This window comes from Pseudoalteromonas sp. 2CM37A, from assembly GCF_023161885.1.
Classification (GTDB): Bacteria; Pseudomonadota; Gammaproteobacteria; order Enterobacterales; family Alteromonadaceae; genus Pseudoalteromonas; species Pseudoalteromonas atlantica.
In genome coordinates this window covers 348,125-367,719 of sequence record NZ_JALNTJ010000002.1, presented here as the reverse complement: position 1 = coordinate 367,719, position 19,595 = coordinate 348,125, and the positions used below count along the sequence as shown (strand labels likewise).

Here is a 19,595-nt window from a genome sequence, read left to right as displayed (position 1 = left end):
TATAAATAACTAAATTAGTGCTTTAATTTAGTTGTTATAAGTTGTAATCAACATTTTAAAAAATGTGCTATATTTAACTTTTATATGTATATCCCCTGCCCTAGAGCGAGTTTATTAGTGCGATTGAGTATTTTGTTTTTTCTCTTCACCACTGTATGTTTTCTTTGTATTACTAGCGTATCTGCCTCCACAAATTATGCTCAACAACTACAACGAATATCTACCGATGAAGGTTTATCCCAAAATTACGTAACTAAAATTTTGCAAGATGATTTAGGTTATATTTGGATAGCCACAGCGCAAGGGCTTAATCGATTTGATGGCTACACGGTAACCCCTTTTGATGGCGGATTTACCCTTAACGAAAACTTCATCACTACACTATTTAAAACGCATGCAGGCAATATAATTGTTTCTACTGAGCTTGCCGGTGCCTATTTAGTTAACCCAAAAACGTTAACTACTCGTAATATATTTTCGGGCAATCTTGCAGGTAATACAGCTAGTTTCGCTTCTATTGAAGCGATAGCCCAACACCAAGATACCTTTTACCTTGCCATTTTAAACAACGTGTATTCACTTAACTCTAAAACAAATTCACTTACTTTAGAGTTTACTATAGGCAATGAAAACAGCGTGGTGCGCGCATTAAAATATTACAAAAACACGCTATTTATAGGCACACAAACGGGTTTATTTAGCTACGACCTAAAAACAGAGTCATTAACCCCTCTTAATTTACATACTCCCGATAAACAAACAGTCGATAACAGTAATGTTAAGTTTTTATCTGTAGACCCCGCGCTAGGATTATTAGTAGGCACCGTTGAGGGCATGTACGCGTTAAGTTTAAATAGCTCAGCAGGAGCAGCTGCAGATAAAAGCACTAAAAGCGTGATTGCTGATTACAATATTTGGGATTACAGCAATACACCCTATGGCGAATTTATTGCCACAGAGCATGGCTTGTTCGAATTTAACCGAGAAAAGGGCACCACTGAGTTAATTATTAGCTTTGATCAAAGTAAATTTAATATTACCGAAAATACTATTAACGATTTAATGGTCGACTCAAGTGGCGTGTTTTGGCTGGCGTCGCGCACTCAAGGCGTGCTTACTTGGTCAATAAACACACGGCGTTTTAACAAAATCACCCTACCCGAAAACAACTATATAAACAGTATTTACCAAGACGATGATTTAACTATGTGGTACGGCACCGACAATGGCCTTGCTCATGTAAATGCTAAAAACAAAACAACCTACTACCTAACCTCGCAAGACCCTAAAGCGGTTTATGGCGAATACGCTATTTTTGCAATTAATAAAGCGCATTTAGATTCCACTTCGCGGTATTTATGGCTAACGGGGTACTACAGTTTAATTTTATTTGACAAAGAAACAGGCACAGCCGTTGCTAAAAAAGATTTAAATAACGCACTGTCTGAAGGTGCGGTTATTTATGGTTTGTCTGAGGTAGCCCCCGACACATTCGCTTTTTATAATGATCACAGTTTTTATGTTTATAATGGTAAAACAGGCTTAACGCGCGAAATTAACGGGTTAAAACAACATGTAAACCCTTTAGAGGCCTATACTTTTCATCGACCTTTTGATGATTACCCAAATGAATTTGTATTAAGTACAACTACCCACTTTTACCGGTTTAACGAGCAAACAAACACCCTTACCACTATTTATAAAACCAGTAAAAAAGACAGCCAAAATTACCACACAGTCGAAAACTGGTTAACCGATAAAAATAACATTTTATGGTTAGCAACAACCAGCGAAGGCCTAGTGGGTATTGATGCGCAGAGCTTTGAAAAAAAGCACCACTTTAACGTAAGTAACGCCTTAAAAACGCAGTCTATTTATTCACTTATTAGCGATGAGTATGGCTATTTATGGTTTAGCAGTAAAAATGGTTTGTACCGCTTAAATACCGATACGTTAAGGCTGCGAGTTTTTACGGTAAAAGATGGTTTATCGGTTAATTTATTTAGTACTTTAGGGGCAATTACGCTTAAAAATAACAATGTAATGTTTGGCAGCAGTTATGGTGCAATTTCGTTTAACCCCGCTGAGTTTTTACAGCAAAGCACGCAAACAACAACCTCAATAACCGATATAACTTTAATGTCGCGCGATTTAGACTATCAGCCAAATCAGTTTGCCACCTCTGCATTGCAATTAACACATGAAGATATGGGTTTGGAGGTCAGCTTTTCTAATTTTGATTTTCAAAATAGCGCGGAAACACGTTACAAAATTACGCTTCAAGGACCTACTTCGCTAGAGTATGATGATTTAAAAGCAAACAAAATATTTTTTACAAAGCTCCCACCGGGAAATTATCAATTAAAGGCAAGCGCGTATAACTTTAATAGTGCGACCGAATCAAAGCCGGCGCTGTTAAATTTTAATGTGGCATACGCGCCGTGGAAGTCTCCTTATGCGTATGCGGCTTATATTTTAATTATTATAACTGTGCTGTGTTTACTGTTTTGGCAATACAGAAGCAGACAGCTAGCCATAGCTAATGCGCAAAAAGCGACAATACACTCACAAAAACAAACCGAGCTTGCGCTTAGTAACAATAAAAGTGGCATTTGGGATTACCATTACAGCGACGATTCAGTAAATACAAACCGGGGAAGTGAGCTTGGGTATACTAATTTGCCAAACCGTATTCCATTAAAACATTATTTAGCTTTAATTCACCCTGAAGACAAACCGCGGGTTATTTCGCACTGGTTAAATTTTACCAAACAAAAAAAGCATGAGCATTGGCAAGCAACTTACCGGTTAAAGCATAAGCTTGGCCATTGGTTGTGGTATCAAGATTTAGGGCAAATTATTTATGACGAGCAAACAAATAAACCGGTATCTGTATCTGGCATATATACCAACATAACAGAGCAACGTGCCAATGAGCAGCAAGCCAACATTTTAGGTGAGGCGTTTGGGCAAATAAACGACTGGCTGCTTATTTTAGATAATAATTTGGTGCCGGTTTCTGCAAATAACAGTTTTATAAAAACCTTTTCGCAAACTCATAAACATCCGCTTAGCTTAAAAGTGTTTGTTAATGCGATAGGTAAAACGCAATGTAAAAGCTATGCCAGCACATTAAAAAGCTTAACAGCAAAACAAAATTGGCGAACTGATGCCGTTATTAAAACTGCAACTAACCCGCACCACCCCATACATATAAGTGCCACTGCAATCGCAAAAGATACACATAGCATAAGTTACTATGTGATTGTTATTTCGGATTTAACCGAGCAAAAAAAGGCAGAAGACGAGCTGCGTTATTTAGCCAATTTCGATCCCCTTACACAATTGCCTAACCGCAGTTTAATGCATCAAAAAATTGGTAAATCGATTAAAAAAGCTCACCAACAGCTCACTCAAAGCGCTTTACTATTTATAGATTTAGACAAATTTAAACCGGTAAACGATACATTTGGCCACGCAGTGGGAGATCAACTGCTGTGTAATATTACCCAAAGAGTAAGCGCTATGTTGCCAAGTAATGCCACGCTTGGCCGCCAAAGCGGTGACGAATTTTTAGTGCTTATTGATAACGTAGAAGACATAGCCGCACTAAATAACATAGTCAAAAGTATAAGCTCAGAACTTGCCAATAAGGTCATTATCGAAGATTTTTCTATTAATATATCAGCCAGTATTGGCGTGGCTTTATACCCATTTGATGCCAGCTCGACCGATTTACTGATCAGAAACGCCGATGTAGCCATGATGCATGCAAAGCAAGCTGGCCGAAACGGGTTTAAGTTTTTTAACGACTCGATGAACGAGCAAATAAAACAAAAGCTCATCCTCGAAAACGATTTAAAAGACGCCGCGAAAGATAATCTATTATTTAATCACTACCAACCCATAATAGACACGCACGCACAAACAATAAATGGGGTTGAATTACTTATGCGCTGGGAAAATAACGGCCAATTTGTCTCGCCGGCTTTATTTATCCCTATTGCTGAAGAAACAGGCCTGATAGAAGCATTAACTGAGCAAGCTTTAGAGCGCGCGCTAACTGAGCTAGCCCCTACATTGGCCAGCAACCCATTATTTTATATTTCACTTAACTTGTCGCCAAAGCACATTTTAAGGACGAATATAGCAACCAAGCTGACCAATATATTAAAACAGCATCAAATGAGCCCAGTACAACTGCGCCTAGAAATAACAGAAAACATACTGCTAGAAGACAAGCAAAAAGCCGCAAAGCAACTACAAAAGTTAAAATCGGCTGGTTTTAAGCTGTTACTCGATGATTTTGGCACCGGCTACTCATCACTTACTTATTTGAGCCAGTTCCCTATTGATGTCATCAAAATAGATCAAAGCTTTGTTAACAGCATTGGGATTGATAAAAGTGATGAGTCGATCATCAAAACCATTTACACTTTAGCTCAAAACTTGGAGCTTTATTGCATAGCCGAAGGCGTTGAAACTAAGCAACAAAAAGCCTTTTTAGAAGGGTTAGGTTGTCATGTTTTACAAGGTTATTATTTTGCAAAACCAATGCGTGCAGAGCAATTACAAAACCCCGAAACACATGAGCATATTCACACTTTAATAAAAAGTTAGCTATGAATATGCTGGCATTCGTGGCTTTCAATTTGCAGTACGCTGCTTTTAACATTAAAACGCGCAGCGAGGAGTTTTTCTATTTTTAAGCGGCAGGCTTCATCGTGCTTTTCAATTGTACAATGCTCTTTTAACACCACGTGAGCGCCGACAATAATATCGCTGTCTTTGCGCGACACCGTCACATTATGTACGTTATGCACATGCTCTAAATCGGTAATTGACTGCTCAATATCCTTCACTTTAGGCAACTTAGCGTTATTAAAGAACAGCCCTTTAATACAGCTCGTGATCACTTTACCGCCAGTAAATAACACAAACGAGGCAATTAGCATGCTCGATAAAATATCAATAATGCTCCAGCCAGTAAAATAAATAAGTACGCCAGCTATAAACGTAGAAATGGTCGATATAATGTCAAAAAACGAATGCAAAAATACAGCGTACACATTAATGCTTGCTTTGCGGCCTTTATAAAGTACCCACGCTGCAGCACCATGAAATAAAAACCCCACAGAGGCAATACTCGACATTAAAAAGCTGTTTATTGCTAAATCATGACCATCGTTATGATGGGAAATTCTCTCTACACCTTCATATAAAATAACGGAGCTTATCGCCAAATACAGTAAACCATTAATTAAACCACCAATGAGCTCAGCGCGTTGATAGCCATCGTTATAGGTTTTAGCAAAATGAATTGCTAAGCTTGAGGCAATAAGGGCAATAAATAGCGAGCTATTATGCACAAATAAGTGCCCTGCATCGGCAAGTACAGCAAGCGAATTAGCGTAATAAGCGCCAATTACCTGAATTACCATAAATGAACATGTTATCGCTAAAGCGATAAGTAACCGACGACGAGACGCCTGGTGTGTAGTGATTTCTGTCATGAAATGCTTGAAAAACCTATACTTAAAATGCAAATAAGCCGTCAGGTGGCTTAGAGTAGAAAAGGGTAATGATATACAGTAGCAATTGTAATACGAAGCCCTCTTAAACGCACTAAAAACTTAGCAAAATAGCTAAAGTTGTACTAAATAACATAGTAGGAACAATTAAATTGTATGTAAAATCAACGGGAGCAATGAGTGGGCTTAAAACCAATCGAAGATATGTGGAGTACTATAAAGCTTATTCCGTTTGCCGTTGTACTTTATGATGCTAAAACACAAGCCTATAAAGCAAACACTCAAGCGCAGAGTATATTTGATTTACCCTCACAGCCAACTTTAAAAGATGCAGACTTTAAGCACCTCACGTTAAGTAGTCCAGAAAGTAAAAAACAATTTACTGTTGCTCAATTGTTTGAAAAATACTTAGTTATAAATACTAACTGCCACGTATTTTTACAAAAACAAACGCACGGCCTATTACTAAACGCCAAACTTGCCTCGCTAAATAGTCACTTATACATTGCTACGTTTGAGATAATTGAACACAACGAAGATGCGCAATATAACTTTGATAAAATTATTTCAAAAATTTCTACCGACTTAATAGATATTCAAATTGACGATATTGATACTCATATAGAGTTTGCGCTTAAAGCCATTGGCACTGTATGCCATGCCGATAGGAGCTACTTATTTAAATTTTCTGACGATGGTAAGTCAATGCGTAACACCCATGAGTGGGTTAACCAAGGGATTCAGCCATTTAAAGATCAACTACAGCACATACCAAAAAACTCACTCCCCTACTTTGCTAATTTAATGGGCACCACACACTTATTTAAAGTAAATGATGTTGCCAGCCTCCCAGCAAAAGCGGCTAAAGAAAAACAAGAACTTGAGCGTGAAGGTATTCAATCGGTACTGTGTATTGGCCTTCGCTACGATAAGGAGCTAGTAGGCTTTATTGGTTGTGATTGTGTAAAGCAAAAACGTGAGTGGACAGACTTAGACTTAATTAGGTTAAAACTAGTAGGTGAAATAATCGCTAATGCGTTTAAAAACTTAAACTACAAGCAAGAGCTTCAGCATATTCAACAACTGCTGATTACCGCAAATCAAAAGCTTAACCACCTTGTTAATACCGACAGCCTCACCACAATTGCAAACAGGCGTTGTTTTGACAAAGCACTAGAGAGCGAAATTAAACGCTGCGCACGTGCAAAGCAACCCGTTAGCTTAATTATGTGCGATATAGATTTTTTTAAAAATTACAACGACAGCTACGGCCATCAACAAGGCGATGAAGCCTTAGTCAAGGTGGCAGCAGCGCTTAAGTCGCGATGCCGACGCGAAAGCGACTTAGCCGCGCGCTATGGCGGTGAAGAATTTGCCGTCATTTTACCGGCAACTAATGAGCAAGACTGCCAACAATTTACCCGCTTAATTCAACAAGCAATTAAAGCGGCAGACATAAAACACAATAATTCGATAGTAAGTGAGTACTTAACATTAAGTATCGGTTTTTATTCAGCCACACCTGATAAAAATAGCACGCCACAGTGCTTTATAAGTAAAGCCGATCAAGCACTCTATACCGCAAAAGAAACAGGCCGTAATAAGGTATGCCAATTTAAACCCACTCACTAAAAGCTTGTTTTTGTGGTGCATAAATTCAAGTAGTGATAATCTATACACGCTGAAATTATAAACAATACAACAACTCAGCAACTCCACTCTCATAAGGAATTTTTAAATGGATCCAATCAATCAAATACTAAATATGGTATTTACTGTTGAAGCATTTTTACTTGTTTTTGTAATTGTACTTCTAAAAAGTAGTGTTAAGTTTGTACCTCAAAACCGAGCATGGTTAATAGAGCGCTTTGGAAAATACCAATCAACTAAAGAAGCCGGCCTCAATTTTATTGTGCCATTTATAGACCGCATCGCTGCAGACCGTAGTTTGAAAGAACAAGCTCAAGATGTTCCCTCACAGTCAGCCATCACAAAAGATAATATCTCCCTAATTGTTGACGGTGTATTGTACTTTCGAGTACTTGACCCTTACAAAGCAACATACGGCGTGGATGACTATGTATTTGCTGTTACTCAATTATCGCAAACAACTATGCGTTCAGAGTTAGGTAAAATGGAACTAGATAAAACATTTGAAGAACGTGACTTATTAAATACCAACATTGTGGCAGCTATTAACCAAGCAGCTGAGCCATGGGGTATACAGGTTTTACGCTATGAAATAAAAGATATTGTGCCGCCTCAATCAGTTATGGAAGCAATGGAAGCACAAATGAAAGCTGAGCGTGTAAAACGCGCGCAAATATTAGAATCCGAAGGTGACAGACAAGCAAATATTAATGTTGCAGAGGGTAAAAAGCAGGCGCAGGTACTTGCCGCAGAAGCAGAAAAAGCAGAACAAATACTCAGAGCAGAAGGTGAAGCAAAAGCCATTATTGCGGTAGCTGAAGCACAAGCAGATGCTCTGCGTGAAGTAGGTGCAGCAGCAGATACAGAACAAGGACAAAAAGCTATCCAATTAGACCTTGCAACTAAGGCTATCGCTGCAAAAGAGGCCATAGCTAAAGAGTCATCGGTCGTTTTACTTCCCGATAACGCCACCGATGCTAGCTCGCTCGTAGCGCAAGGTATGTCTATTATCAATACATTAAATAAAACGCAAAAGCTGCAATAAAGCCTATTAGCTTAATTTAGGAGAATATATGGACCTAATTTCGCAAAACTTACCACAAGCTTTAATGGTTATAGGTATTATTGCATTAATAATAGAAGTCACCGTTTTAGGGCTATCTACTATTATTCTGCTTTTCTTGGGGTTGTCTTTGCTAACTTCTGGGCTGTTAATGGTTGCAGGAGTACTACCCGAAACTATTACAGCGGCGCTTTGGAGCAATACCATCATTACCGCTGTTTTGGCACTACTTTTATGGAAACCCATGAAACGTATGCAAGAAAATGTAGATTCTAAGCAAATAAATAGCGATTTCGCCGATCTTACTTTTGTATTAGCAAAAGATGTTTCAGATAAAGAAATAACAACACATCAATATTCAGGCATAAGCTGGCAACTCAAAAGTACACAACCCATTAGTGCTGGCACCAAAGTAATAGTGGTTAAAAAAGAGGTAGGTGTTATGTGGGTTGCCCCTGCCCCGTAACGTTTTATATTATTACGGGCGGCTCTAGCTGCCCGTTTTTTATACCTGATATTTTAAATACATTACCTTGTAATGACTGGTTAGTTTTTACATTACTGTCATCTGCAGAAGTTACAAATAGCCACTGTGCGTTATTGCCACCAAACGCAACGCTTGTAGGTTTTGTTGCAGCAAGTGGCAGTGTGTTTAAAACCTCCCCATTTGGCGATAAACACATAACGCAGCCCATATCCCATACCGCAAGCCATAAGTTGCCAAGGGCATCAATCACACAGCCATCTGGGTCTACTTGGGTATTTTTAAATTGATAAAAAACTTGGGCGGGTAATATAGGCTCGCCGCTGTCTGGGTTTACATTTAAAGTAAAAATACAGCTGGCTTTTGAGTCGCAGTAATAAGCACGTGAGCGCGCTTTATCAAAACATAACCCGTTGGGAATGGTTAAACCTTGCACCACGCAATTAAGCGAATTTTGATAAAAACGGTAAATCTTACCTTCGCCTGAGCGGGCGTTTGTATCCATAGTGCTTAGCCAAAAACCACCCCAAGGGTCTGCCCGACCATCGTTAGAGCGCCGTGTGGACTGGGTATTTTCTAAAAATGTGAGCGTTTGGCGCACCCCAGAAGCTATATGGTATTTATATATACCCGTACTGGTGCCAATAATAAGATGTGCTTTATCAAGCCACGCTAAAGCCGAAACCGTATCTTGCATTTCAACTTGTGTTAGTGAGTCAGGCTTTGTTAAACACTTACTTAGCAGCAGGTTTTTTTCTATATCTACCCAAAATAGCGTTTCAAGCAAAGGGTGCCAAAGCGGGCTTTCACCTAACTTATTTTGCACGTTACTAAATACGGTTACACTTGAGTCAGTCATAAATAACGATTCTTAAATATTAACAAAGCCTTGTATTAATAAATACTTTATCAGAAATCCCCAACACTTACGATTAAACAAAGCATATTAGCAGCTAAACGCTTTTTTCTAAGCCAAACAGTGCACTAATACCAAATAGCTTAATTAAGTGATTTAGTTTTAAATACTAAACCATATTGATTACAGGATAAAAGCTTCGTTATTGCTCTGTTTATATCAAAATTTTTAGCGCCGTTAGCGCCAAGTTTAATCCCTTAAGTGAATTAAGTAATGTGGCAAATGGGTATAATTATTTCAGCATTTTATCGCGCTTTACATGGTTAGTTGGTAATATCATCAAAAGGGAGGTAATAGTATGATTAATAATAACAATAAACATTCTTTAGTGGTTGAGGGAGGTGCAATGCGCGGTATTTTTGCCGCCGGCGTGTTGGATGAGTTTTTAGCGCAGCGCTATCAACCTTTTACTAATTACTTTGGGGTTTCTGCTGGCGCTACCAATATAGCCGCTTATTTATGCCAACAACCTAAACGAAACTACCATGTTATTACCGATTTTTCGTGTCGGCCTGAATTTATTAACTTAGCGCGCTTTATCAAAGGCGGCCACTTATTTGATTTAGATTGGCTGTGGCAAGCAACCATTAAAGAGATCCCCCTCAATACAGAAGCCTTTGCAAAGGCAGCTCACGAATTTTATATCGTCTCTACAGCTATCACCACAGGGCAGCCCCATTACCTTAAAGCAAGTAGTGATGCGATGGTAGAGCAACTTAAGGCATCGTGCGCGATTCCAATTGCGTATCGTAACTACCCTATAATTAATGATATTGCGATGACCGATGGCGGCGTAGCAGACTCTATTCCCGTAATAAAAGCATACGAAATGGGTGCTCAAGAAATAACCGTGGTGCTTTCTCAGCCACTAGGCTATAGAAAAAAGCCAAGTAAATCGCAGTGGTTAACCAAAAAACTTTATAAAAACTACCCTGCTTTAATAAATAGCTCGATTAACAGAGCGCATGTTTATAACAGCAGCATAGATTTTATTAATAACCCGCCTGAAGATTGCAAAATCAATATTATTGCTCCACCGCCCCAATTTAGAGTGGGCCGCACAACCAAAAATGTTAAACGCCTTAACGATGGGTACAAAATGGGAATTGATACAGCCAAAGCCTTTTTAAGCTAAGTGTGTTGTTTCCCTTTAGAAAGTGCAACCAGTATGCCCATTACAGTAAACGCTGCAATGGTGCATACAATCCCAGCTAGCACAGCGTAAACATGTATAAAGCACGCTAAGGCAATAGCTATTAAAGCACTACAATACAGCCATTTATAGGCTACTTTGTAGAGCTTACTTCTCATTAATAATAAAGCGGCCAGTAAACACGCTAGTGCAATAACTATCATAACAGTGTTCATGCTGCTTTTACCTCTGCAAGTGCTATGGCATCAGGTTTTGTTTTTAAGTATCCCCATAAAAACGCCAGTCCAACAATTAAAAAGCTAATATCTGTAAATGCCACTAGGGTACTGTTTGCGTTAATAATATTATTAACGCCCAATACACTATTAAGTGGTAAAACACTTATTAAGAATAAGGCGCAAAGCAACAAGGTTGCTCTAAAGTAGTTTTTATAGTTTTGCCAAAATGCTGCAATTACTAGCCATACTAACCACGCGTAAAAAAATACCGGCCCAAAGTAAGCATTGTGCTCAGCGCCAGCCACGGCATAGTTTAAAAGTACTTGCACAGGGAATAACACACAACAAGCAAGCACTAAACCACCGCAACTGCCTATAATAAAGCGGTTCCACCTTGCATACGCGCCAGCGCTAAGCGTTGGTGTGCTGCCTCTGGTACGCTTTGCTAACCACATCATCATGCCAGAAAGTGGCATTAAGGCACATGCTAAGCCAAGCATTACCCAAAGTAACTTCACCAATAAACCTGCAAAATTACCAAAATGGAGTGGGAAGAGTATTTCAATAATTTTAATTGATACCCCTGCAATATCGCCAAAGCTACTCATTGAAGTGATGTACTCCCCTTGCCCATTGTAATGCAATAACTGAGAAGCCACGGCTTCGCCTCCTAAAAGGCGTAAATACACTTGTGCGTTAGCATCGTTATGCGCCATTACCGTGGCATCTAAAATAACTGCATGTGGGTAGCGTTGTTGCGCATCACTTAAAATAGCGGTTATGTTAGTCGGCTGATTTACATGACTAATTATTGGCTCAGGAATAGCTGTAAAAGTTTCTATCAACTTATCTTGGTCTCCTCCAAAGCTAACAAAAGCTGCTGCAGGTAGTAAAATTACAGTTGCGAGCCCTAAAAATGCGCCACTAAAGCCAATTACAATATTAAAAATACTGCCCCAAATGCCCATTACTTTGTGGCCGTCACTTATGGTTACATCAAAGCCTTTAAGCCACCTAAAGGTGAACAGCTCTTTAATTAATTTACGATGTATAAATAAGCCAGTTACCGTACTTACTAATAATGTTAAACCTAAAAACCCAGTTAAAATAAGCCCTATAGGTCGCCCTAAATGTAAGTCAGCGTGAAACTCACCAATGTAGCTGGCTGCATCTGTTTTTTTATTGGCATAATATTGCTTACTGGGGCCATAGTAGGTATTTACCAACGCTAAGCTTGCTGGGTCAAATTCAAATGCCCGAAGTACTTCTTGCTGGTAATTTTCATCACCATGGTGCGATTCAAATACTAAAGCCAGTAAGTGAAAATTATGCCCTGTTGGCATAAACACATGAATGTTTTCACCAAACTCTTTGGGCACTTGAGCGTGGTATGTATTAACTAATGTGCTTATTTCGCTATTAGGAATATGTTGAGTTTGCTGCAGTGATTGGTTGGCCCAAATTTTTAGCTCAGGCCTTGCAAGTACTGCTAACGCGCCGGTAAATGCCACAACAAACAATAAAACGGCGGTTACTACGCCCACCCAACTATGTAATAAAAATAGCTTTTTTAAAGTAATTGATTTCATCCTTGCCCCTGCATTAATGCAAAATAACTTAAAATTCCATGCACTAAACACAAAGTGAGCATGAGTAAAAATGGCTGCCATGCTTTTTCGCTAATGTAGGCATATATAAAAAGCCCAACCCAAATAATTGGAAACAGTAAAATAGGCAGTAAAATTTGTTCACTCATTTGTAAGGGCAAATAGGTAGTCATCCCGGTGATCATCACCGTAGCGGTTACCAATGCCAATACGCACGCCATTAAATGGCGACGCTTTGTAGCGCTAAAGGTTTTTTTATTATTCATTTTTAGCTCATTTAATAAATAGCAGGCGCGCACACCTGCATATGCAAATAACAACTATTTGCATTATATTGCTCATTTGTAAATTTATGCAACATATTATCGTTACTTATTAGGCGAACAAGCTCCTTTTTATTCGCATAATCAATGCCTGTTTATTTATAAAATTATATTTTTTGAGCATACTTGGTATTTAGGTAGGCAAATATGATGAGCTAAAACTGTTTTTAAATAATCCCAAAAACAACTGCGTTATCATACTGATCAGTGATTAACTGCTTAACCCAATAAAATAACGACTAAACAGGCAAATTTTTAACTTTAACAGTCAACAAACTCTATAATTATTGTTATTTTGTTAGGGCGTATGCAAAAAGCTAATTGCCCCTAGGCAGGCTCTTTTAGCAGCTGTAAAACTAATCACTATACATTGATAAAATGAGAGAAATTTATGAGCGATAAAATCAATCCAGACGCGTTACACGCACTAAAAATTGCATTTACTTACATGCCGCAAGCAATTGAAGTAACAAAGTACGAATATGGCGAGCGCTATCAAACAGTGCTTGATCATATTGAAGCCGTGCGCGAAGTGTTGCTTATAAACGATGTAGACCCAGAAGAAGTAGGCGGCGACATAAACCCAGAATACACGCCTAATTCTACCTATTAATGAGAAAAGTTTGCTAATTGAGCAAAACAATTAAGTTCGCGTTTTGATAGCCTAACACCCATTACTCAATATATTGCTCAACGGTTTACGCCTGTTGGTATAAACTGTTAAAAACATATAAATAAATGTGCCTATCTGCCGATACGCATAACGATATAAAATACAATTAAGGTAATTGCGGTGAACTTTTTAAGGCGTTTTCACGATATAGTCTCAGACCAAACTCTGGATTTTAATTCTAAAATTAAAAACCTACTCGCGTTTGGCCTAGAAGTGTTCAGCCTTGATGTAGCAATAATTAGTAAAATTGATGCTAATACGTACACAGTATTACATGCTATAACACCCGATAACGCCTTATTACCCGGCACACAATTTGAGCTAGGTGGCACATACTGCGTCCACACATTAACAGCAGGCTCGGCGCTTTCGTTTCATAAAGCCTCACAAAGTACGATTGCCAATCACCCTTGTTACATAAATTTTCAACTTGAGTCCTACATTGGCGCACCTATAAAAGTAGCCGATAAAACCTTTGGCACTGTTAACTTTTCATCACCTAACGAGTCAACTGCATTTAGCGACGAAGCCTACGATTACATTGAGCTGTTTGCTCAGTGGTTAGGCTCTGAATTTGCAAAAATAGACACGAAAGAGCAACTTTTAAAAAATAGCTACACCCTTTCAAAGCTCGAAAACATCGCTAATATCGGCACTTGGGAGGTCGATTTAATCGAGAACAAAGTTTATTGGAGTAAGCAAACTAAACGCATTCATCAGGTAGCCGATGACTACCAGCCAATAGTTGATAACGCGATTGAATTTTACAAAGAGGGCCCCAGCAGAGAAGCCATAAATAAAGCGGTAGAAAACGCCATAAACAAAGGTGAAAAATGGGATTTAGAGCTTGAGGTTATCACTGCACAAAACCAAGAAATTTGGATTTCGACTTTTGGAGAAGCCGAGTTTCACGAAGGTAATTGCATAAGGCTATTTGGTACATTTCAAGACATTACCGAATCAATCTTGCTTAGAGAAGCGCTAAAAAAGAAAAAAGCCGAAGCAGAGCATATGTTAGAAGATAGAAGTATGCTATTTGCTAAAATTAGCCACGAGTTACGCACCCCGCTAAATGGCATAACCGGCATGCTCACCACCCTAATAGATGAAAAAGACACTGAAAAACGAGACGAAAAAATAAAAATAGCGCTTCGCAGCGCTGACATTTTACTTAATATTATCAACGAAGTACTCGATTTTTCTAAAATTAATCATGGTGAATTAAAACTAGAGCCAACCGATGTACTGCTTAAAACCATATTTAGTGATTTAGCCTCTTTATATACCCCGTTATTTAAAGAAACCCATGTTGAATTAATCATAGAAAATACAATTGATGATAGCTGCTGGGCCTTTTGCGACAGTACACGCCTGAGCCAAATTACCTCTAACTTATTAAGTAACGCGTTAAAATTTACCGAGCAAGGCCATGTAAAACTTAAAACACAGCTCATAAATAATAACGATGCACTATCTCTTGGTATCACTGTTTCTGACACTGGTCGCGGAATGACCCCCGCTTTTTTAGAGTCTTTATTTTCGCCGTTTACACAAGAGGTTGACGCTAAAAACAATAAAGGGGGCACAGGACTTGGCCTAGCAATTATAAAAGAGCTTGTAGAATACATGGGCGGCACAATAAAGGTGACAAGTGAGCTACAAAAAGGCTCAACGTTTAGTATTAATATTCCGCTAGAACTTGGTAAAGAGCAAATAATAGACGACATTCAATCAAAAATTGAGTTAAACAGCCATTCGCTCAGTGTACTTATTGTTGATGACAACGATATAAACCGCCGTGTGCTTGATGCCTCTCTTGATAAGTTAAACGTAAAAGCCGACTGCGCCATTGATGGCCAAGACGCTATTTTTAAGTGTAAGCAAAAGCATTACGACCTTATTTTTATGGATTGCATTATGCCAATCCTGGATGGTTTTGAAGCCACTAAAACGCTGAGAGCACAACGTATTTGCCCTAGCGAAAGCACCTACATTGTAGCGCTAACTGCTAATACATCGTCGCAAGATAAACTAGCTTGCCAGCAAGCAGGCATGGATATGTTTGTCTCTAAGCCGTTTAAGCTTCCGCACATAGAAAAAGCGCTTTCTAATGCCTTAGAACATACAGCTAAAGTAAATTCGCTTTAATTTAGTAAGGACATACTATGAGAAATATAATAAGAACATTACTTTTTACTGTACTGCTGTTAGCCATATTTAAAGGCATTTCCACTGAGCAATGGGGTTCATCAATAACCGTTGTTATTGTATCAAGCGTATTGCTATTAGTTACGTTTATCAGTGGTAAGGCATCACAAGGCCGTTCAGCTTATACAAGCACTGACTCTTCAATTTATGCTAGTAATACACACTCTAATAATGATTGCGGTGGGGATTCTGGTGGCTGTGATTAATAGAGATATTGTTATAAACATTAAAAAAGCCGCCTTTGGAGAGGGCGGCTTGGGTTAACAAACAGCTTTTGGGTGTACCTATTGCTGTTACATCAAGAGACGATTTGCCTATTAAGCTGCATTTTGGTCTTGGTTGCTTTGCTCGCTATGGCGAATTAAGTAATCAAACGCCCCTAAGCTTGCTGTTGCACCACTACCCATTGCAATAATGATTTGCTTAAACGGCGTATTTGTCGCGTCACCCGCACCGTAAACGCCCGGTAATGAGGTTGCGCCTTTAGCGTCAATTTCTATCTCGCCAAACTTGCTTAGTGTAAGCTCGCTCTCTTTTAACCATTCGGTATTAGGGATCAAACCTATTTGTACAAAAATACCTGCAAGTGCTAATGATTTTTCCTCACCTGTTACACGGTCAGTGTAATTAAGTCCGGTTACTTTTTTACCATCGCCTACTACTTCAGTGGTTTGCGCATTTTTAATAATAGTGATGTTGCTTAAGCTATTCGCTTTACGAATAAGGACTTCGTCAGCGCGCAGCGTGTCCGCAAACTCAAGTACCGTTACATGCTCTACAATGTTAGCTAAGTCGATAGCCGCCTCTATACCCGAGTTACCACCACCAATAACAGCAACAGGCTTACCCTTAAATAGCGGACCATCACAGTGTGGGCAGTAAGCTACGCCATGGCCGCGATATTCTTGCTCACCAGGTACGTTCATTTCACGCCAGCGTGCACCGGTTGCTAAAACAAGCGATTTAGCTTTTAAAGTAGCCCCGTTTTCAAGGGTTATTTCATAACCATTACTACCGCGACCAAGCCCTGCTGCGCGTTGGTTATGCATTACATCTACATCGTATTCTTTAACATGCTCTTCAAGCTGAGCAACAAGCTTTGGACCTTCAGTGGCTTTAATCGAAATAAAGTTTTCGATAGCCAACGTATCGGCAACTTGGCCACCAAATCTATCGGCAACTATACCGGTGTTTAACCCTTTACGAGCAGAGTAAATAGCGGCTGAGGCACCCGCAGGTCCGCCACCGACTACTAATACATCAAACTCGTCTTTTTCGCTTAGTGCTGCAGCTTGCTTAGCAGCGCCTTTAGTGTCTACTTTATTTAAAATGTCGGTCAGGCTTAATGCACCTTGGCTAAATGGTTCGCCATTTAAGTACACAGCTGGTACTGCTAAAATATTGCGCTCTTCTACTTCGTCTTGAAAGAGTGCGCCGTCAATCATTGTTGCTTTAATTTTGCTGTTTGTTGCTGCCATTGTATTTAGCGCCTGCACTACTTGCGGGCATGTTTGGCAACTTAAGCTTATGTATACTTCAAAATTAAGTTCTTGATTGAGTGATTCTATTTGTTCAATGTCTTCGCTTTTTGCTTTGCTTGCGTGTCCGCCAGTGTGTAAAAGCGCTAACACTAAACTTGTAAATTCGTGACCCATAGGTACGCCAGCAAACGTAATGTGGGTGTTTTTTTCAGGTGAATGCACAACCATAGATGGGCGACGTGCGCTCGAATCAGGGTTGCTCACTACCGTAAACTTATCGCTTAATGATGCTAAGTCGTTTGCTAAGCTTTCTACTTCTGCTGATTTTTTGCTGTCATCCAAGGCAATAAGCAGCTCAACAGGTTGAGTAAGCGATTCAAAATGGCTTTTTAATTGATTTTTAATGTTGTTATCTAACATGGCTTAACCCTTTTTAGGAAAATTTAAACAGCAAGCCTCCCATGCCAACTAATGCATGTGCTAATGAATCCGAGTTGAGATAGGAGGCACCAACAAACGAAATGATGTTGGTTTAAGGGCAGTTACCTGCCCTCATAAAAGTGGCTAAACCTGTATTTAGATTTTACCAACTAGGTCTAGTGAAGGAGCAAGTGTGTCTTCACCTGGCTGCCACGATGCAGGGCAAACTTCACCGTCGTGAGTTGCAATGTATTGTGCAGCTTGTACTTTACGTACTAACTCTTTAGCGCTACGGCCAATACCTAGGTCATGCGTTTCGATTACTTTGATTTCGCCCTCAGGGTTCATTACAAAAGTACCGCGAAGTGCAAGGCCGTCATCTTCAATCATAACGCCAAAGCTGCGAGTAATACGGCCAGTTGGGTCGCCAATCATTGGAAATTTAATTTTACCAATAGTGTCTGACGTGTCATGCCATGCTTTGTGCGTGAAGTGAGTATCAGTTGATACTGAGTAAACTTCTACACCCATTTCTTGTAGCTGCTCGTAGTAATCAGCAACATCGCCAAGCTCAGTAGGACATACAAACGTGAAATCTGCAGGGTAAAAGAAGAAGATTGACCACTTACCTAGTACGTCTTTTTCAGACACTTCTACAAAGTCACCATTGTGGTATGCAGTTGCGTTAAAAGGTTGAATTTTTGTGTTGATCAATGAAGTGCTCATAGTATTCCTCATTTATATTTAAAGTGTTTTAAAGTTACTCAACGCAGCCAAAATGTGTGGCCTTTCGCGTTGGCTTGATTAATACAATAAGCCCATTGGTAAACTAAATAAAATTGATTGTTTAGATTAAAACAATCGATTTTTAAGATTGAACTATCCAGCTCTTCTATTCGTAAACGATTTATTACCTTTAAGTGCTAAGAATACTGCTACAATAGCCGCGCTAAAAAACACACAACATAAGGCATGCTGTAATGGAAAAATTTGTTAATCATATTCAACTTGGCTATTTGGGGTTACTACCCTTTTTGGGCTGTGTAGCGTGGCCGCTTATGTTTGGCAGTAATAGCGTTAACTTGGAGTTTTTTACTTTTTACAGCATTGCTATACTGGCATTTATGGCGGGCAATTTATGGCGCGCTGGGATGCAAAGCTACAGCGATGCAATTAAAGCGGTTGTGCCTGTTATACCCGTACCATTTTTATCGTTTATCCCGCTGGAGTGGGCGCTTGCCTGGTTAGGGGCTAGTTTTTGGTTAGTTCTTATCTTTGAAAAAGCCACACCACAATGGCAAACCTACCATCGCGATTATCAAAAAATGCGCTTTATTCTTACCTCAGTGGTATTTGTCTGTCACATACTCACCATTGGTATGAGCCTTTACCCAAAATAACCTTGCGCTGCTTAACCTACTAGGCGTAATAGTGTAACATCCGCGCACTGCTATTTAAGGACGCACCATGATTGATACATTACGCCAGCAGCTTAACGAGCTTGGCGAAAACTACGTAGAAAAAAACGCCGCTTTTAAAATTAAAGTTATTCCGTTTTTTTGCGCTATTAGTATTAAAAAAGATCACAAAAATGAAGGCCGGCTCAGCTTTTACTCAAACCAATTAATAGAAATACTGTTAGTGGTGTTATTTATGTTGTTTGGGCTTACGCTTTATAACCCAGAGGCGGGTTTTACACATGGCCCTATTCATATTGTATTTGCTATTTTAATTACCTTTAATTTAATTTTAAAGCAAATAGCCATTGAAGGGCTTAAAACACGCCTTGCGTTTCATCGTTTGCATGGTGCTAATACAGCGCAAAATACTCAAAGTGCAGATCAAAACACTCACAAATCTAATTAAGT

17 protein-coding genes are annotated in these 19,595 nt (G+C 39.2%); 10 read left to right on the top strand and 7 right to left on the bottom strand.

All coding sequences use genetic code 11. The annotated features are described in order from the left end of the window. Positions 1 to 84 precede the first annotated feature (84 nt). Positions 85 to 4,620, top strand: coding sequence for an EAL domain-containing protein (locus tag MTF68_RS05310; RefSeq protein WP_348983611.1), 4,536 nt, complete (start codon positions 85 to 87; stop codon positions 4,618 to 4,620). Here the strand turns inward: MTF68_RS05310 and MTF68_RS05305 are convergent. Then, the gene (locus MTF68_RS05305; protein ID WP_029774437.1) at positions 4,617 to 5,513 is read right to left on the bottom strand and encodes a cation diffusion facilitator family transporter; all 897 of its coding nucleotides are present in this window, start codon (positions 5,511 to 5,513) and stop codon (positions 4,617 to 4,619) included. The genes MTF68_RS05310 and MTF68_RS05305 overlap by 4 nt on opposite strands. A gap of 198 nt (positions 5,514 to 5,711) precedes the next feature. Here MTF68_RS05305 and MTF68_RS05300 point away from each other — a divergent pair, with 198 nt between their 5' ends. The 3 genes from MTF68_RS05300 (at position 5,712) to MTF68_RS05290 (ending at position 8,710) form a co-directional block, all read left to right on the top strand. Next, entirely contained in the window at positions 5,712 to 7,163 is a 1,452-nt protein-coding gene (locus MTF68_RS05300) for a diguanylate cyclase (protein WP_248461901.1), read from the top strand. Between the two features lie 106 nt (positions 7,164 to 7,269). After that, the gene (locus tag MTF68_RS05295; RefSeq protein ID WP_029774439.1) at positions 7,270 to 8,226 is read left to right on the top strand and encodes an SPFH domain-containing protein; all 957 of its coding nucleotides are present in this window, start codon (positions 7,270 to 7,272) and stop codon (positions 8,224 to 8,226) included. 28 nt (positions 8,227 to 8,254) lie between these two features. Then, positions 8,255 to 8,710, top strand: a complete 456-nt coding sequence (locus tag MTF68_RS05290; RefSeq protein ID WP_029774440.1) for an NfeD family protein — start codon at positions 8,255 to 8,257, stop codon at positions 8,708 to 8,710. Positions 8,711 to 8,714: 4 nt separating this feature from the next. Here MTF68_RS05290 and MTF68_RS05285 read toward each other — a convergent pair whose 3' ends face one another. Next, a complete protein-coding gene (locus tag MTF68_RS05285) occupies positions 8,715 to 9,587 on the bottom strand; it encodes an SMP-30/gluconolactonase/LRE family protein (RefSeq protein WP_248461900.1) in 873 nt (290 codons plus the stop codon). A gap of 355 nt (positions 9,588 to 9,942) precedes the next feature. Between MTF68_RS05285 and MTF68_RS05280 the strand changes: the two genes are divergently transcribed. Further along, entirely contained in the window at positions 9,943 to 10,779 is an 837-nt protein-coding gene (locus MTF68_RS05280; RefSeq protein ID WP_055253856.1) for a patatin family protein, read from the top strand. Here MTF68_RS05280 and MTF68_RS05275 read toward each other — a convergent pair. Genes MTF68_RS05275 through MTF68_RS05265 form a run of 3 tightly spaced genes read right to left on the bottom strand, consistent with a single transcriptional unit; the run spans position 10,776 to position 12,888 of the window. Then, the gene (locus MTF68_RS05275) at positions 10,776 to 11,012 is read right to left on the bottom strand and encodes a hypothetical protein (RefSeq protein WP_248461899.1); all 237 of its coding nucleotides are present in this window, start codon (positions 11,010 to 11,012) and stop codon (positions 10,776 to 10,778) included. The two genes, MTF68_RS05280 and MTF68_RS05275, sit on opposite strands and share 4 nt — an antisense overlap. After that, complete coding sequence (locus MTF68_RS05270) at positions 11,009 to 12,604, bottom strand: PepSY-associated TM helix domain-containing protein (protein ID WP_248461898.1); 1,596 nt, start codon at positions 12,602 to 12,604, stop codon at positions 11,009 to 11,011. The genes MTF68_RS05275 and MTF68_RS05270 overlap by 4 nt, the downstream gene beginning before the upstream one ends. Beyond that, positions 12,601 to 12,888: a hypothetical protein gene (locus tag MTF68_RS05265; protein WP_154944927.1), complete on the bottom strand. Its 288-nt coding sequence runs from the start codon at positions 12,886 to 12,888 to the stop codon at positions 12,601 to 12,603. Before MTF68_RS05265 ends, MTF68_RS05270 begins: the two co-directional genes overlap by 4 nt. A 448-nt stretch (positions 12,889 to 13,336) precedes the next feature. Between MTF68_RS05265 and MTF68_RS05260 the strand changes: the two genes are divergently transcribed. The 3 genes from MTF68_RS05260 (at position 13,337) to MTF68_RS05250 (ending at position 16,032) form a co-directional block, all read left to right on the top strand. After that, entirely contained in the window at positions 13,337 to 13,558 is a 222-nt protein-coding gene (locus tag MTF68_RS05260; RefSeq protein ID WP_024032720.1) for a hypothetical protein, read from the top strand. A gap of 180 nt (positions 13,559 to 13,738) precedes the next feature. Next, positions 13,739 to 15,766: an ATP-binding protein gene (locus MTF68_RS05255; protein ID WP_248461897.1), complete on the top strand. Its 2,028-nt coding sequence runs from the start codon at positions 13,739 to 13,741 to the stop codon at positions 15,764 to 15,766. A gap of 17 nt (positions 15,767 to 15,783) precedes the next feature. Continuing rightward, positions 15,784 to 16,032, top strand: coding sequence for a hypothetical protein (locus tag MTF68_RS05250; protein WP_248461896.1), 249 nt, complete (start codon positions 15,784 to 15,786; stop codon positions 16,030 to 16,032). 111 nt (positions 16,033 to 16,143) lie between these two features. On the opposite strand, the gene ahpF is transcribed toward MTF68_RS05250, so the two are convergent. Both ahpF and ahpC read right to left on the bottom strand, forming a co-directional pair. After that, on the bottom strand, positions 16,144 to 17,727 hold the full coding sequence (gene ahpF / locus MTF68_RS05245; RefSeq protein WP_248461895.1) for an alkyl hydroperoxide reductase subunit F: 1,584 nt from the start codon (positions 17,725 to 17,727) through the stop codon (positions 16,144 to 16,146). Positions 17,728 to 17,883: 156 nt separating this feature from the next. Then, positions 17,884 to 18,453: an alkyl hydroperoxide reductase subunit C gene (gene ahpC / locus MTF68_RS05240; RefSeq protein ID WP_004587118.1), complete on the bottom strand. Its 570-nt coding sequence runs from the start codon at positions 18,451 to 18,453 to the stop codon at positions 17,884 to 17,886. A 254-nt stretch (positions 18,454 to 18,707) separates the two neighbouring features. On the opposite strand from ahpC, the gene MTF68_RS05235 reads away from it, so the two are divergent. Further along, entirely contained in the window at positions 18,708 to 19,127 is a 420-nt protein-coding gene (locus MTF68_RS05235) for a DUF3429 domain-containing protein (protein ID WP_054981772.1), read from the top strand. Between the two features lie 67 nt (positions 19,128 to 19,194). Then, on the top strand, positions 19,195 to 19,593 hold the full coding sequence (locus MTF68_RS05230) for a hypothetical protein (RefSeq protein ID WP_029774450.1): 399 nt from the start codon (positions 19,195 to 19,197) through the stop codon (positions 19,591 to 19,593). Positions 19,594 to 19,595 lie beyond the last annotated feature (2 nt).

Excerpts from the sequence above, each read along its gene's own strand:
- ahpF (WP_248461895.1), bottom strand. The coding sequence starts at position 17,727 with ATGTTAGATAACAACATTAAAAATCAATTAAAAAGCCATTTTGAATCG.
- MTF68_RS05275 (WP_248461899.1), bottom strand. The coding sequence starts at position 11,012 with ATGAACACTGTTATGATAGTTATTGCACTAGCGTGTTTACTGGCCGCT.
- MTF68_RS05235 (WP_054981772.1), top strand. The coding sequence starts at position 18,708 with ATGGAAAAATTTGTTAATCATATTCAACTTGGCTATTTGGGGTTACTA.
- ahpC (WP_004587118.1), bottom strand. The coding sequence starts at position 18,453 with ATGAGCACTTCATTGATCAACACAAAAATTCAACCTTTTAACGCAACT.
- MTF68_RS05270 (WP_248461898.1), bottom strand. The coding sequence starts at position 12,604 with ATGAAATCAATTACTTTAAAAAAGCTATTTTTATTACATAGTTGGGTG.
- MTF68_RS05250 (WP_248461896.1), top strand. The coding sequence starts at position 15,784 with ATGAGAAATATAATAAGAACATTACTTTTTACTGTACTGCTGTTAGCC.
- MTF68_RS05260 (WP_024032720.1), top strand. The coding sequence starts at position 13,337 with ATGAGCGATAAAATCAATCCAGACGCGTTACACGCACTAAAAATTGCA.
- MTF68_RS05310 (WP_348983611.1), top strand. The coding sequence starts at position 85 with ATGTATATCCCCTGCCCTAGAGCGAGTTTATTAGTGCGATTGAGTATT.
- MTF68_RS05230 (WP_029774450.1), top strand. The coding sequence starts at position 19,195 with ATGATTGATACATTACGCCAGCAGCTTAACGAGCTTGGCGAAAACTAC.
- MTF68_RS05305 (WP_029774437.1), bottom strand. The coding sequence starts at position 5,513 with ATGACAGAAATCACTACACACCAGGCGTCTCGTCGTCGGTTACTTATC.
- MTF68_RS05285 (WP_248461900.1), bottom strand. The coding sequence starts at position 9,587 with ATGACTGACTCAAGTGTAACCGTATTTAGTAACGTGCAAAATAAGTTA.
- MTF68_RS05280 (WP_055253856.1), top strand. The coding sequence starts at position 9,943 with ATGATTAATAATAACAATAAACATTCTTTAGTGGTTGAGGGAGGTGCA.
- MTF68_RS05290 (WP_029774440.1), top strand. The coding sequence starts at position 8,255 with ATGGACCTAATTTCGCAAAACTTACCACAAGCTTTAATGGTTATAGGT.
- MTF68_RS05295 (WP_029774439.1), top strand. The coding sequence starts at position 7,270 with ATGGATCCAATCAATCAAATACTAAATATGGTATTTACTGTTGAAGCA.
- MTF68_RS05265 (WP_154944927.1), bottom strand. The coding sequence starts at position 12,888 with ATGAATAATAAAAAAACCTTTAGCGCTACAAAGCGTCGCCATTTAATG.